This window comes from Prochlorococcus sp. MIT 1323, assembly GCF_047304905.1.
GTDB classification, from domain to species: domain Bacteria; phylum Cyanobacteriota; class Cyanobacteriia; order PCC-6307; family Cyanobiaceae; genus Prochlorococcus; species Prochlorococcus marinus_D.
Window position 1 is genome coordinate 929,191 of sequence record NZ_CP138973.1, and the last position, 14,393, is coordinate 943,583.

At 52.0% G+C, this 14,393-nt stretch carries 13 protein-coding genes; 6 read left to right on the forward strand and 7 right to left on the reverse strand.

Features of this window, described 5'->3' with window-relative positions; translation table 11 throughout:
* The first annotated feature begins 78 nt into the window (after nt 1-78).
* Nucleotides 79-516: a hypothetical protein gene (locus SIB68_RS04530; RefSeq protein WP_063399273.1), complete on the forward strand. Its 438-nt coding sequence runs from the start codon at nt 79-81 to the stop codon at nt 514-516.
* Between the two features lie 397 nt (nt 517-913).
* Here SIB68_RS04530 and SIB68_RS04535 read toward each other — a convergent pair whose 3' ends face one another.
* Genes SIB68_RS04535 through lysA form a run of 5 tightly spaced genes read right to left on the reverse strand, consistent with a single transcriptional unit; the run spans nt 914 to nt 5,937 of the window.
* Complete coding sequence (locus SIB68_RS04535) at nt 914-1,846, reverse strand: rhodanese-related sulfurtransferase (protein ID WP_063399272.1); 933 nt, start codon at nt 1,844-1,846, stop codon at nt 914-916.
* Nucleotides 1,843-2,850 (reverse strand): biotin synthase BioB, encoded by a 1,008-nt coding sequence (bioB, locus tag SIB68_RS04540; protein ID WP_011825650.1) that lies wholly within the window; start codon nt 2,848-2,850, stop codon nt 1,843-1,845. The genes SIB68_RS04535 and bioB overlap by 4 nt, the downstream gene beginning before the upstream one ends.
* 20 nt (nt 2,851-2,870) lie before the next feature.
* Nucleotides 2,871-3,668: an isoprenyl transferase gene (locus SIB68_RS04545; RefSeq protein ID WP_011130429.1), complete on the reverse strand. Its 798-nt coding sequence runs from the start codon at nt 3,666-3,668 to the stop codon at nt 2,871-2,873.
* On the reverse strand, nt 3,665-4,546 hold the full coding sequence (gene cdaA, locus SIB68_RS04550) for a diadenylate cyclase CdaA (protein WP_063399329.1): 882 nt from the start codon (nt 4,544-4,546) through the stop codon (nt 3,665-3,667). Before cdaA ends, SIB68_RS04545 begins: the two co-directional genes overlap by 4 nt.
* Before the next feature lie 23 nt (nt 4,547-4,569).
* The gene (lysA, locus tag SIB68_RS04555; protein ID WP_063399271.1) at nt 4,570-5,937 is read right to left on the reverse strand and encodes a diaminopimelate decarboxylase; all 1,368 of its coding nucleotides are present in this window, start codon (nt 5,935-5,937) and stop codon (nt 4,570-4,572) included.
* Between the two features lie 69 nt (nt 5,938-6,006).
* Here lysA and rimI point away from each other — a divergent pair, with 69 nt between their 5' ends.
* The 5 genes from rimI (at nt 6,007) to SIB68_RS04580 (ending at nt 11,985) form a co-directional block, all read left to right on the forward strand.
* On the forward strand, nt 6,007-6,492 hold the full coding sequence (rimI, locus tag SIB68_RS04560; RefSeq protein ID WP_063399270.1) for a ribosomal protein S18-alanine N-acetyltransferase: 486 nt from the start codon (nt 6,007-6,009) through the stop codon (nt 6,490-6,492).
* A gap of 175 nt (nt 6,493-6,667) precedes the next feature.
* Nucleotides 6,668-9,247 carry an ATP-dependent Clp protease ATP-binding subunit gene (locus tag SIB68_RS04565; RefSeq protein ID WP_063399269.1) on the forward strand — a complete coding sequence of 860 codons (2,580 nt, stop codon included), beginning with the start codon at nt 6,668-6,670 and terminating at the stop codon, nt 9,245-9,247.
* A 16-nt stretch (nt 9,248-9,263) separates the two neighbouring features.
* Nucleotides 9,264-10,424 carry an iron-containing alcohol dehydrogenase family protein gene (locus SIB68_RS04570; protein ID WP_063399268.1) on the forward strand — a complete coding sequence of 387 codons (1,161 nt, stop codon included), beginning with the start codon at nt 9,264-9,266 and terminating at the stop codon, nt 10,422-10,424.
* Nucleotides 10,425-10,438: 14 nt separating this feature from the next.
* Nucleotides 10,439-11,338, forward strand: coding sequence for an alpha/beta fold hydrolase (locus SIB68_RS04575; protein ID WP_063399328.1), 900 nt, complete (start codon nt 10,439-10,441; stop codon nt 11,336-11,338).
* Between the two features lie 2 nt (nt 11,339-11,340).
* Nucleotides 11,341-11,985, forward strand: a complete 645-nt coding sequence (locus SIB68_RS04580; RefSeq protein WP_063399267.1) for a DUF2993 domain-containing protein — start codon at nt 11,341-11,343, stop codon at nt 11,983-11,985.
* A gap of 5 nt (nt 11,986-11,990) precedes the next feature.
* Here SIB68_RS04580 and SIB68_RS04585 read toward each other — a convergent pair whose 3' ends face one another.
* On the reverse strand, nt 11,991-12,905 hold the full coding sequence (locus SIB68_RS04585) for a phosphatidate cytidylyltransferase (RefSeq protein WP_063399327.1): 915 nt from the start codon (nt 12,903-12,905) through the stop codon (nt 11,991-11,993).
* A 19-nt stretch (nt 12,906-12,924) separates the two neighbouring features.
* A complete protein-coding gene (locus SIB68_RS04590; RefSeq protein ID WP_063399266.1) occupies nt 12,925-14,325 on the reverse strand; it encodes a lysine decarboxylase in 1,401 nt (466 codons plus the stop codon).
* Between the last annotated feature and the right edge of the window lie 68 nt (nt 14,326-14,393).

The window sequence follows — 14,393 nt, forward strand, 5'->3', positions numbered from 1 at the left end:
CATGCTTTGGAGTGCTTCTGGTCAGATTTTTGCATGTGCATCCGCGCAAGATAAAAAGGTCAACTTTTGGAGTTCTCGATGAACTTTTCCATACGTTCCAAAGCCCTTTGGCTGATTCCTTGTTTTGCCCTTGCTGGTTCGGCCTTTGTCGTCCGCGATGCTGACGCCAACAAAGGTGGCCAAAGTTTTGGAGCCAAACTTAGCGAAGCTCAGCAACAGAAGCTTTTTGAGGCCCGCAAAGAATGGGAACTAAGTAGTGCAGGCAATCGGATTGCCATCATCAACGCTTCCCAGAACTGTATTGATGCTGCCCAAACACCAGAAGCTTTTCGAAACTGTAAACAAAAAGGGCGGCAATCTTATAGAGCCTTAAAAGAGCAACGCCGCAAAAAAATCAATACCACCCTAAAGAACATGGGGCTAGAGCCTATGCAATCACACCTTAAGCATGGCCATCGCAAAGGCAGAGCAAACAATCAAAGAATTGGAGCTAAGCTGAGTTCAAATCAAGTTTAAAGCCTCAAAATTGGCTTCTTATTTACTCCTTTAGATCAGTTAGGCATGCATGGCTCCAACCCTCTTAAATCCATGAGAGTTGGAGCCATATATGCTACTTGCCTTTCCACGAAGATGTTCCGGCAGAAAAATACTGAGTCTCTGATCAGACTTCTCTAATCAATGCAAGCAAGCGATTCATTCAACATTGCAAGGTTCATTGCTCGAACAAAAGCAACTGTTCATGCATCCATTTAACTAGCATTCCTTCGTGAGAGTAGCCAACGAAAAAACTTCACTTCGACAAGAGGCACATTGCTGGAAAGCCTGCTTGGAGATATTCAACTGCTCTTAGCATAAACTTAGCCAATCTCTAACTAAAAACCATACAGACACACTTTCTTCATCGCTGTGTTATCTACTTCCTAGAACTGTGTGCCATCTGCCGTTGTCTTTCAGCAAAACGAATACGGTCCGTATCACTAAATTGATCCACGCAGTGGCGACATTGAACACCAGGCAGATAACTATTCATCGTCTGTTCCTCAGGGGTGAGGGGCATTCCACAGGCATGACAAAGACAATGGACACCAGGTGAAAGCTGATGATTCAAAGCCACACGTTGATCAAAAACAAAACACTCTCCTTGCCAGCGACTTTCAGCTTGAGATACCTCCTCAAAATAACGAAGAATGCCACCACGAAGATGATGGACGTTAGTAAAGCCCTTCTCAATCAGATAAGACGTAGCCTTCTCACAGCGAATGCCACCTGTGCAATACATGGCTATTCGTGCTGGAGTTTGTGCTTTAACCATCGAACGCAACTGCTGTTCTACCCAAGCAGGAAAGTCGCGGAAGCACTTCGTTTGGGGGTTTATTGCTCCTTTAAATCCCCCAATCGCAATCTCATAGTCATTTCGCGTATCGATCAAAAGAGTATCTGGATCATCAATTAGATCATTCCATTCATGAGCGTCCACATAAGTCCCCACCGTCTTTGATGGATTCAGGCCGGCAAGACCCATGGTCACAATCTCTGCCTTACGGCGAACCTTGAAGCGACGAAAAGCCTGCTCAGGCGTCCAGCTAATTTTCAGTTCAAACAAACCCTCGATCAAATCGCGTTCTAACCTCTCAAGCAAAGCGCTAACACCACCAACCGATCCACAAATCGTTCCATTCACCCCTTCCTCTGCTAACAGCACAGTTCCCATCAGTTGATGTTCATCCCCAAGGCTCAGCAGATCCTGCAATAAGCAGGCAATAGTGACCTCAGGCCAAGCAGTAAAGGAATAGAAAGTCGCTACCTGAAATAGATCTGCAGAGGTCTGATCATCTTGCAGATTCATTCGTCACTCTCCTCCCAATTCGCATGAACTCCTGCCTGAGAGAGAAGTTCGCGATCAGTTTTTACATCAGGATTGCTGGTAGTTAGCAAACTATCGCCGTAAAAGATCGAATCAGCTCCCGCTTGGAGACAAAGGATCTGAGCCTCTCGGCCAAGCTGCTCACGCCCTGCGCTTAGACGGACACGACTGCGAGGCATCAGAATTCGAGCCGTCGCAACCATGCGCACCATCTCTAAAGGATCCACCGCAGGGAGGTCCTGCAATGGCGTGCCCTCCACTGCCACCAGACCATTAATTGGAACACTCTCAGGATGAGGGTTGATATTGGCTAGTACACAAAGAAGAGAGGCTCGATCCAGCGTTGATTCCCCCATCCCGATGATGCCCCCACAGCAAAGAGTGATGCCAGCTGAACGAACCTTCTGAAGGGTTTCGATTCGCTCTTGGTATGTGCGCGTTGTGATGATCTGGTCGTAGTACTCAGGGCTGGTATCAAGATTGTGGTTGTAGGCAGTCAATCCCGCATCTGCCAACCTAGAAGCCTGCTTTTCAGTCAGCATGCCGGCAGTAACACAGGCCTCTAGTCCCAACTCCCGTACACCACTCACCATCGCAAGCATGGCTTCAAACTGGGCACCATCTCTGATCTCCCGCCAAGCCCATCCCATGCAGAAGCGATCCGCACCAGCATCTTTGGCGGCCCGTGCGCGCTCAAGCACTGTTTGGATCTGAACCACTAGATCGGGCTGCCCTTCAACATCACTACTGTTGTGCATGGACTGGGGGCAATAAGCGCAATCCTCCTGGCATCCTCCCGTCTTCACGCTGAGCAAAGAAGCCAGCTGGACCCGATAGCCAGGATTTGCCGTCCGATGCACAAGCTGGGCCTGCCAGAGCAAGTCCATAAGTGGTCGCTCCAAAAGTTCCCGCACCTCATCCACTGTCCAGTCATAACGATGAACTACGGGTTCAAAGGTGAGATCCTTGGCAATAAGCACGGTCATGGAACGACTGGAGCCAACGGTCAAGATCCCAGATGATTCGCTGCGATTGGATCCAAACCGCCGAAACGACGACAGCGTGACTGGTAATCAAAAAGAGCTTTTGTCAAAGCTACTTCATCAAAATCAGGCCAGCACACATCGGTGACGTGAATTTCTGCATAGGCGAGTTGCCAGAGAAGAAAATTACTGATCCGTCGCTCACCACTGGTGCGGATCAGCAGGTCTGGATCAACCTCACCAGCTGTGAGCAACTCAGCCTCGAAACTGTTCTCATCAATCAAAGTTGGATCAAGATCCCCTCTTGCAGCGCGTTGTGCAAGTTTCTGTGCCGCTAGCACCAGTTCACGTCGACCACCGTAATTGGTGCAAACATTGAAGTGAATGCCATTGTTCCTAACAGTGAGCTCGGTGGCCTCACTGATCAACTCCTGCAGACCTGATGGGAGACCCTCAAGGTCTCCCAGAAAACGAATCCGTACCTTTTCACGTTCAAGTGACTCCAACTCCCTCTGCAGCACACGCTCAAACAGAGTCATCAAGAAATTCACCTCATCTCCAGGGCGAGACCAATTCTCCGTAGAAAAGGCATAAGCCGTAAGGGCGCCAATGCCCCAGTCACTGCAAAGACGAAGGGTTCTCTTGAGAGCTTCTACGCCAGCGCGATGGCCAACCATCCTAGGCAGGCCCCTTGCCTTGGCCCAGCGTCCGTTCCCATCCATAATCACAGCCACATGGTTAGGTAGCCGATAGGGATCAAGCCCCGAGGGACATGCACAGACCTTTGGATGGCCTGAACTAGTGGCCGAACGGCGGCTCACGGGAGTGGTTCCTCGATAGAGCTGCTCACGCTAAGCCTGGATGAAGCTTGTGTAGCAACAGCCGAAGCTTTGACTGGACTAGAGGCCCCCTTTGTCGCCGCTGCTCCTGATGAAGAAGCGATCAACTCCTTAAGCAAATCCTGCAGACGACTACTGGTGATGGGCCGTTCAAGCCGGCCCTGGCTTGCAAGAGACAATGTTCCAGTCTCTTCGGAAACCACCACACAAATACAGCGATCAAAACGTTCTGTTATCCCCAAAGCGGCTAAATGTCTCGTGCCATAACGGCTGATGCCCTGCCGCGAGAGGGGCAGAATCACACCAGCAGAAACGATCCGATTCCCCTTTACAAGTACGGCCCCGTCATGAAGGGGCGTATCAGATGCAAAAAGATTCAGCAGCAACTCACTACTTAGCTGGGCATCGATCAGCACACCTGGGTTAAGGAAGTCTTCTGGACGAAGATCACTACCCATATCAACAACAACCAATGCTCCACGGCGGCTCTGAGATAAACGTCCAGCCGCCTCAGTAAGCTGAGCAACAGTGCTGGCGGTGGCCCGTAACTCGTTCTGAGGATTGCCAAGGAGAACGGCCAGACGACCTGTTCCCAGTAATTCCATCAATCGTCTCAGTTCCCCCTGCCAAAGGATCGCTAATGACAAAGAACAAGCCAAAACCAGCGCATCCACCAACTTTGAAGTGAGCGGAAGATTTTCAAAGCGCTGCACAAACCAAGCCAAGGCAACCAAAAAGAGGTAGCCCCTCAACAACCACAGGGTGCGCCGCTCATTGATCCTAGAAAAAAGCAAGACGCCAAGGGCCGAAGCAAACAAAACATCGAGCAGGCGCGGATCTACCACCCCCCACAAGTTCACTCCCACTCCCCAGCCTTGCTTGCTCAGCCTAACGCTAAAAATCGTTCCGGCATAACGTCATATCGCAGAAGATCTTCTGGCTGCTCCCGCCTCTGCACCAACTCCGAGTGGCCTGAATGAACAAGTACCGCTGCAGGTCGTGGGATGCGGTTGTAGTTAGAACTCATAGAGACGTTGTAAGCCCCTGTCGCAAACACCACCAAGACTTCTCCACTGCTGGCATATGGCAAAGCAAGGTCCTTAAGCAGAACATCCCCAGATTCACAATGCTTGCCAACCAGAGTGATCGTCTCGTCTGGCGAGGCCAACGGTCGGTCAGCAAGGCAAGCCGTATAGAGAGATTGATACGTGATTGGGCGGGGGTTATCACTCATGCCTCCATCGACAGAAAGATAGGTGCGCAGCCCTGGGATGGTCTTGCGTGATCCAACCCGATAAAGGGTGACTCCGGCAGCAGCGACCAGAGAGCGACCCGGCTCACACATCAACCGGGGCAAATCCAGTTTGCGAGAACGACAGGCTTGATTCACTGCCTCGGCAACCACCTTGACCCAGTTATCAATTGAAGGTGGATCATCAGAGCTGACATATCTGACACCTAGGCCTCCTCCAACGTTGAGATCCATAACTGGATGACCCAGGCGCCTAGCCAGTTGCAGAGCACCAGCCATCACATCTGCCAGATCCTGATGAGGTTCCAATTCAAAGATCTGCGATCCAATATGAGCGTGGAGTCCCGTTAAGCGTGCCCAGCGACAGCCGAGTAACTGATTCAGAACCGATTCCAGCTGATCTGGATCAAAACCAAACTTGCTATCAAGATGGCCGGTGCGGATGTACTCATGGGTATGGCATTCGATACCCGGAGTGAAACGCAACATCAACTTTGCAGGATCTGCTCCAACAGGCACCAGTTGTGAGAGGCGATCCAGATCATGCTGATTATCAGCAACGATTGTGACGCCATTGCGATAGGCAAGCAGCAGCTCCTGATCAGATTTGTTGTTGCCATGAAGCACAATGCAATCGCCTGGCACACCTCCCTTCAAAGCGGTAAGCAACTCACCTGCTGAGACCACATCCAGCCCAAAACCTTCTGAAGCCACCAGGCTGCTCATCATCAATGAGCTATTGGCCTTAGAGGCATAGATAGGAAGAGATGGCCCTGGATAGTGACGCTGTAATGCCCCACGGTATGACTGACAAGCTGCCCTCAAAGTGGCTTCATCGAGCACATAGAGAGGGGTGCCATAACACTCCGCCAATTCGCTCAGTTGACAGCCTCCAACGATCAAGCGTGATTGCGCATCAAGTTCGGTTGTAATCGGCGCGAGGTTGCAATTGGGGCTAAGGGGATCCCGCCCAGGCTCATAGGGGCTGGATGACATCATGGCGATGGACGAGGAAATTAGTTAGAGGGATCAATGTAGGGATCAATCCCCCCAAGGAAGGGGTTAGGCATGTTGAAGCACGACATCCAAGCAATGGAAGTCATCCATCTAGGGCCGGAACAGATCAATGCGTGCATGGAGCTGAATCAACTCGCACTCAATGGACTCTGGAGCAAACAGCAATGGATTCAGGAATTGATCGATTCCCGCAGTCTCTGCATGGGAGTGCTCAAGTCTTCAACACTGCTTGCTTTGGCCTGTGGCTGGCTAGTGGTAGACGAACTTCATCTCACCGCAATAGGAGTTCATCCTCAACATCGCAGACAGGGCCTTGCCCGTCTGCTGCTATCAAAGTTGCTCGAGCAAGGGCAACGAACAGGAGCCATCCACGCCACACTCGAAGTTGCCAGAAACAATTCGGCGGCCAGAGGGCTTTACGAAAGCTGCGGATTCAAGACAGCAGGATGTCGTCATCACTATTACAGCAACGGCCAAGATGCTCTGATCCAGTGGCGAAGCTTAGGGAAGCAGGCTGAGCCAAGACAAAAGATTTGAATAAGTACGGATTACCGTCCGGGAAATACAACGAAGACAAACATCTTAGCCACTTCATTGTTACTATTGAAACCACTAACTCCCTTGCAGCAAAGGGACTAGGCCAAATAATCCAACAGCTCACATTCCAACACCAACCCTGATAAGTTAGAGATAGATTCACGTGCCCCGGACCATGTTCGAGCGGTTTACCGAGAAGGCCATCAAGGTGATCATGCTGGCCCAGGAAGAGGCCAGGCGTCTTGGTCATAATTTCGTGGGCACCGAGCAGATTCTTTTGGGATTGATCGGTGAGGGCACAGGTGTGGCAGCGAAGGTTCTCAAGTCAATGAGCGTGAACCTTAAAGACGCCCGCGTTGAAGTTGAAAAGATCATTGGCCGTGGTTCAGGCTTCGTCGCAGTAGAAATCCCCTTTACTCCCAGAGCAAAGCGCGTACTAGAACTCTCTCTAGAAGAAGCCCGACAACTTGGCCACAATTACATCGGTACAGAACATTTACTGCTTGGTCTCATCCGAGAAGGAGAGGGTGTAGCAGCCCGAGTCCTCGAAAACCTTGGTGTAGACCTAGCAAAGGTGCGCACCCAAGTAATCCGCATGCTCGGAGAAACCGCCGAGGTCACTGCAGGCGGAGGTGGAGGAAAAGGCTCAACGAAGACAGCCACACTTGATGAATTCGGCAGCAACCTGACCCAGCTAGCCAATGAATCCAAGCTTGATCCTGTTGTCGGGCGACAAAATGAAATCGATCGTGTTATTCAGATCCTCGGAAGACGCACAAAGAACAACCCTGTACTGATTGGAGAGCCCGGAGTTGGGAAAACAGCAATTGCTGAAGGCCTCGCTCAACGCATCCAACAGGGAGATATTCCCGACATCCTTGAAGAAAAGAGGGTTCTAACCCTCGACATCGGCCTGCTAGTTGCTGGAACCAAATACCGGGGGGAGTTCGAAGAACGGCTCAAAAAGATCATGGAAGAGATCAAAGCCGCAGGCAACGTGATCCTGGTCATCGATGAAGTGCACACACTGATTGGGGCAGGCGCTGCAGAAGGTGCGATCGATGCCGCCAACATTCTCAAACCAGCGCTAGCTAGAGGAGAACTGCAGTGCATTGGTGCTACCACTCTTGACGAATATCGAAAACACATCGAACGGGATGCTGCCCTAGAACGCCGATTTCAGCCGGTCATGGTTGGCGAGCCATCGATCGCTGAAACCATTGAGATCCTGCAAGGATTAAGGGAGCGCTACGAACAGCATCACCGCCTAAAAATCACAGACGAAGCCCTAGATGCCGCAGCAAACCTAGGCGATCGCTATATCTCTGACCGCTTCCTGCCGGATAAGGCCATCGACTTAATCGATGAAGCTGGCAGCCGCGTGCGTTTGCTTAACTCCAAACTTCCCCCTGCGGCAAAAGAGGTTGACAAAGAATTACGCAAGGTTCAAAAGGAAAAAGAAGATGCCGTTCGTGATCAGGACTTCGCCAAAGCCGGGGAATTACGTGAAAAAGAAGTTGAGCTAAGAGAGAAGATCCGCACTCTGCTTCAAAGCAGTCGCCAAGGTAGTGAGGAATCGCCCCCCGCTGAGGCGGAAAATGCTGTTCGTTCCAGCGATGAGACGCCAACGCCTCAACCTGAAAAAGAGACAACAGCTGCATTAATTCCTCATCTCACAACACCACTGGTGACAGAAGAAGATATTGCCAACATCGTGGCGGCTTGGACCGGAGTACCTGTACAAAAGCTCACCGAAAGCGAATCAGTGAAGCTCCTAAACATGGAGGAAACCCTCCACCAGAGGCTGATTGGCCAAGATGAAGCCGTCAAAGCAGTCTCCAAAGCCATCCGTCGAGCCAGGGTGGGCCTCAAAAACCCCAATCGCCCCATTGCCAGTTTCATCTTTTCAGGCCCTACTGGCGTCGGCAAAACCGAACTAACCAAAGCTCTCGCCACCTACTTTTTTGGTAGCGAAGAAGCCATGATCCGACTAGACATGTCGGAATTCATGGAGCGACATACGGTCAGCAAGCTGATCGGATCACCTCCTGGCTATGTGGGGTTCAACGAAGGGGGACAACTCACCGAAGCTGTTCGTCGCAGACCTTATACCGTTGTGCTCTTCGACGAAATCGAAAAGGCACACCCAGATGTTTTTAACCTGCTGCTTCAATTATTGGAAGATGGTCGACTAACTGACTCCAAAGGAAGAACAGTGGACTTCAAGAATACCTTGATCATTATGACTTCGAATATCGGTTCAAAAGTGATTGAGAAAGGAGGCGGAGGACTTGGCTTCGAATTCTCAGGTGAAAACGCAGAAGACAGTCAATACAACCGAATCAAATCCCTTGTCAACGAAGAACTAAAACAATACTTCCGTCCTGAATTTCTGAACCGTCTCGATGAAATTATCGTCTTCCGCCAACTCAGTAGAAATGAGGTGAAAGAAATCGCTGAGATCATGCTTCAAGAAGTGTTCTCTCGCATGCAAGACAAAGGGATCACTCTCACTGTTTCAGATGCATTCAAAGAGCGACTAGTGGAAGAGGGATACAACCCCTCTTATGGAGCGAGGCCGCTACGAAGGGCTGTCATGCGACTCATGGAAGACAGTCTTGCCGAGGAAGTGCTTACTGGCCGCATCAAGGACGGTGATGCTGCGGAGATGGATGTGGATGACAACAAGCAAATCGTTGTACGCCATGTCAGCAAAACTGCTGCCACACCGGAACTCGCTGGAGCAAGCGTCTGACACCTCTCCAACATCAATGAACAAAAACAATTTGCCTGAGGCGGTCTCTCACTGCTCTCACTCCATCGCCCCCGCAAAGGTTGTTAGGGGAGAAAGGGCGTGGGAAGAAAACCATCAACTCATTGCCTCGATTTGCCGCTCACCTTTACTTCTTGGACGCAGCATCGCCACGGCTGAGTTACGCCAGGGATTACTCAACAACCTCAGGGACCTTGAACTCAACACAGTTCCTACTGAGCTCAAGCACGATTGTTGCGAGATAGATCTCAAGCGGATCAATGCTCTTGCCTTGTACAACTCCTGCGACGGTGTGATTGCCGCAGGTGGGGGCAAGGTGCTAGATGCCGGGAAGCTTTTGGCCCATCGGCTAGGCATCCCATGCATCACAGTTCCACTTAGTGCAGCCACCTGTGCCGGTTGGACCGCCCTCGCCAATATCTATTCACCAACAGGTGCTTTTCAACGCGATCAAGTTCTGGCTCGATGTCCAGATCTGATGATCTTTGATCATGGTCTCGTGCGTCAGGCTCCTACCAGGACTCTCGCAAGCGGCATCGCAGATGCAATCGCCAAGTGGTACGAAGCGTCTGTCAGCAATGGCTCCAGCAACGATGGCTTGATTCAACAAGCTGTGCAGATGGCAAGGGTCTTGCGCGATCAGCTGCTGCTTGATGGGCCTGAAGCGCTGAAAGATCAAAACAGCCTGGCCTGGATCAGGGTTGCCGAAGCCTGCGCACTAACTGCAGGGCTTATCGGAGGGATTGGAGGTTCTCGCTGCAGTACTGCCGCTGCCCACGCGGTACACAACGCACTCACGCAATTAAAAGATTGCCATGAGGTCCTTCATGGAGAAAAGGTGGGTTACGGGATTCTCGTACAGTTGCGTCTTGAGGAGATTATTGGAGGCCATCAACTGGCCGGACAGGCAAGGCGACAGCTGATTCCATTCCTCAAAGGACTTGATCTGCCTGTAAATCTTGAGGATCTGGGCCTATCGAATTTGAGTCTTCACGAGCTGCATGAGGTCTGCCAATTTGCCTGTCAACAAGGCTCTGACCTGCATCAACTGCCGTTTCCCGTCAATTCCAGCGCCCTTCTCGAAGCACTCCTCGACGCTAGCGACAATAGCCCGGTGCCCGTCGAATCCACAGTCAGCAAGCGAATGGCAGCCTCTTGAACCTCAAAACTGGAATGGCAGCCCAAACAATCGCCTCGTCAGAGACCCTTTTACGTAAGCTCACACCACAACTTCTGGATCCATTAGCCCGTGACCTGGCCAATCAAGTTCAGTGGTGGGCTTTACCGGGGCTTGTCCCATGCTCGACTTCAGAGCCTGAGTCCTACCCAGTAGCGATAACTGGCGAGGGGGCTCCAGTGCTGCTGCTGCATGGGTTTGATAGCAGCTTCCTTGAATTCCGACGCCTAGCGCCTTTATTAAGCCCTCACCATCAGCTTGTGATTCCGGATTTGTATGGTTTTGGCTTCTCTCCCCGTCCCCCTGAAGCTGACTATGGACAAGAGGCGCTCATCCGTCACCTCGATGAACTGCTAGCCCATCTGCCCTCTAATTCTCCAGTGGGAGTCATCGGAGCATCAATGGGGGGTGCTATTGCCATGGAGCTTGCTCGACGTCATCCAAAACAAATCAACCGCTTGCTCTTACTTTCGCCTGCAGGATTAACAGGTCGGCCAAAACCTATCCCTCCAGGCCTAGATCAACTGGGCGCATGGATCCTTAGTCAACCGGCTGTGCGACGCAGCATCTGCCGACAAGCCTTCGCTGATCCCAAAAACTCCGTCGGAGATGCTGAGGAACAAATCGCTTCCCTTCATCTAAAGGTATCAGGCTGGAGGAGATCACTAGCTGCCTTTGCCCGCAGTGGAGGGATCGCCAATTGCGGAACACCGCTACCCCAACAACCACTTCATGTGATCTGGGGTGCCAACGACCGTATTCTAAATGGACCTCAGAGACGGGAAGCCCTCACCCTGCTGGGGTCTCACGTGGAAGAACTTGACAACTGCGGCCATTTACCACATCTCGACCATCCCAAGATTGTCGCCCAACGCTGGCTTCAAGCTTTGTCCTAGCCATGGGAGATCCTTCATCCACCACCACCAGTACCGGCCCTTTACTGCAACTCCTCGCCAATGGTCTAAAGATTTGGGTCCGCCGACAATGCGATGCCGTTGGTGAACTGCAGCTGGAACTGCACGGATCTGCTCTGGAGCTATTGAGAGGTCGTCTTTCAGGAGTCAGTCTCATGGCCAAGGAAGTGATCTTTCAAGGCCTCCCATTGCATTACGCCGAATTAAAAAGCGGCCCCCTCAGGCTGAACATGAACCTCGGCAAATCAGCCCAGGTTGTGACTCTCGAGCAAAGCTTCGATCTGCAGGGCACTGTCTCAATCACGGACAAAGACCTCAATCAGGTCCTGCTATCAGATCCATGGAGATGGCTTGGCGATTGGCTAGCAGAAGAGCTCATTGGCATAACGCCTCTTGGAGGACTTCAAATCAACAACGACACCTTGGAATTACAGGCTGAAGTGATTGGTCAACAAGAACCGGCAAGACGACGTTTTCTAATCAGAGCGGATCAAGGAACCGTGCTGATTAGACACCAGGATTTGGATTTAGAAGCTTCACTACCCATGGACCCGGCTATTCACATTGAAGAAGCCGTTCTGAACGGTGGACAACTTCACCTCAAAGGTCACGCATCAGTAACACCCTGATCGCATTAATTCATGACAGGCAGGATCAGCGTTACTGCGTAATACACCACTGCAGGAGTGAAGAGATAGCTATCAATGCGATCAAGGATGCCGCCATGACCAGGCAGCGCATCACCAGAATCCTTAAGACCCGCATCTCGTTTCATCATCGACTCGATCAGGTCTCCAACCAGCGCAAATAATGCAACCAAAACTCCAAGTAGCACGCCCAGCAAAAACCCCAATGGCCAAGCCAAAAGCTCACCGGCGACTGCCCCTATAGTCATTGCGCAAAACAGGCCTCCGACAGCACCTTCCACAGTCTTGCCAGGCGAAATAGACGATAAAGGTAGGCGTCCAAAACGACGTCCCAATTCATAAGAGCCAATATCACTAGCGACGATCATCAAGCAAGCCACCAAAGTGATCGCCATCCCAGAAGTCAACCAGCCTGCACACCAGCCAGGAAGCTGACCCAGCCCAGGAGCAAGATCGAGAGCACTCAAATTGCGCAATCGCAACCAATGGCTGGGTAAAAACCCCAAGTAAAACAACCCAAAGATCGAGGCGGCGATATCGGCAATGGAGCCGGTGATTGGCTGAAGCAACAACCAACCACAAATGGCTGCTCCAGAGAGAGGCAGCACTGCTGCAGCAAGATCAGATGGCAAGCCGCCAACCACTCCCCACTGTGTACTTATCAGCAACAACTGACAGGCCACAAGAGTCGTTTTCGTCGCCGGCCTAATTCCGGTGAACTTCGCCATGCGGAAAAACTCAAGCAAAGCAAGGTGCACGATCACACCCAAACCAACCGTGAACCACCAACCCCCTAAAGCAACCACCACCAAACCGAACGCTCCGGCAGCCAGACCACTGCTAATCCGCTGGCTGGAAGATCCGGCTGCAACCAATCTCCATCGAAAGGCCTCTGCTCTCACGCCCACACCATTGATGGTCTTACACGGCCAGAACTTTTACCGTACCAGCGATCTGCTCGGGCCAAAGGTTCTGCTGCTCTAAAAGCCAGTCCACACGTCTGTGATCCAGCTTCTCACCTGGCACTAGCAAGGGAATCCCTGGAGGATAGGGACAGATTAACTCCGCCGCGACTCTCCCTACCGCATCAGCAATCGACACTCTCCGACTTTGAGCGCGCCAAGCCAAGCCGCAAGCCATTGCTGGTGCTGTAATGCGCGGAAGTGGCGGGGGCGTAAAGACTGGCAAAGGCAGGCCCTTACCTTTGGCTGCAAGGAGTCCCCGCCAGCGACGATGCATCAGCCTGACCAATCCACGCTGGGGCGCCAAGCCAAGACAGAACGTTAGGCAGCCTGGTTCTGGAAGTTCGCCCACCAGCCCCCTGGCCATCAGCCAAGCATCTGCTTCAAGTCCACTGATTCCCCCTGCAGCGGTGTGCAAAATCAGCCGCAAGGGATCCTGGTTTTCAAGCAAAGGCAATCCCAACTGACGAAGTTGAACCGCCAATTCGCGAGCATCCTTGAGGCGCGTTCCCAGCTTGTGCAAGCCTGCGGGCTTGCACAAGTCACTCAGCGACGCTTCACAAGAAGCCAGCAAGAGTGCGCTTGGACTGGTGGTTTGCAACCAGCCGAGACTGCGCTCGACAGCTTTGGGATCAACGCGATCCCCTTGGCTCCAAAGCACTGCTGTCTGAGTCAAACCGGCAGCAGATTTGTGCAATGAGTGGACGATTAAGTCAGCACCTGCTGTGATCGCAGAATCAGGCAAAGATGAATCCACCCGACTAGCGAAATGAGCACCATGAGCCTCATCCACTAATACCGGCCAACCCCGAGAATGAAGCTCAACAACCATGGGCTTGAGATCCGTCGCATAGCCCTGATAAGTGGGATGCACCAACACAGCTGCAGCGATCTCAACACCAGCGATGGGAAGTTCATTCAAAACGTCCTTCAACCAAGGTCCATCAGGGGGAAACACATGACCCCGATCAACCATGAAAGGGAGGTCAAACAAGACAGGCGTGAGATCGCCCAAAACACAAGCCTGAATGAGGCTGCGATGGACATTGCGAGGCATCAACACAGCCTGTCCAGGCCTTGCTATTGCCAAGAGAGCAGCCTGCAAGAGGCCTGTCGCGCCATTAACGCCATACCAGCCCCGCTCAGCCCCGATAGCAATCGCTGCCTGCCTTTGACTCTCTGCCACCGCCCCCTGCTGCATCAATGGCCCACCCAACTCAGGAAGTTCCGGCAGATCCCAGATGCCAGCTCGATGGCGCAACATTGCACGCAGATCATCAGGCAAGCCAGCCCCACGACCATGAGCGGGGAGATACAAGCTGCGACCACGGTCGCGAGTCAACAGGGGAAGAAAGCCCATGAAGGTGAATCGCCGTTTCTAAAGTCTGATGATCAACGTGCCCGTGCGGTCTGTTGAACACCTCCAAT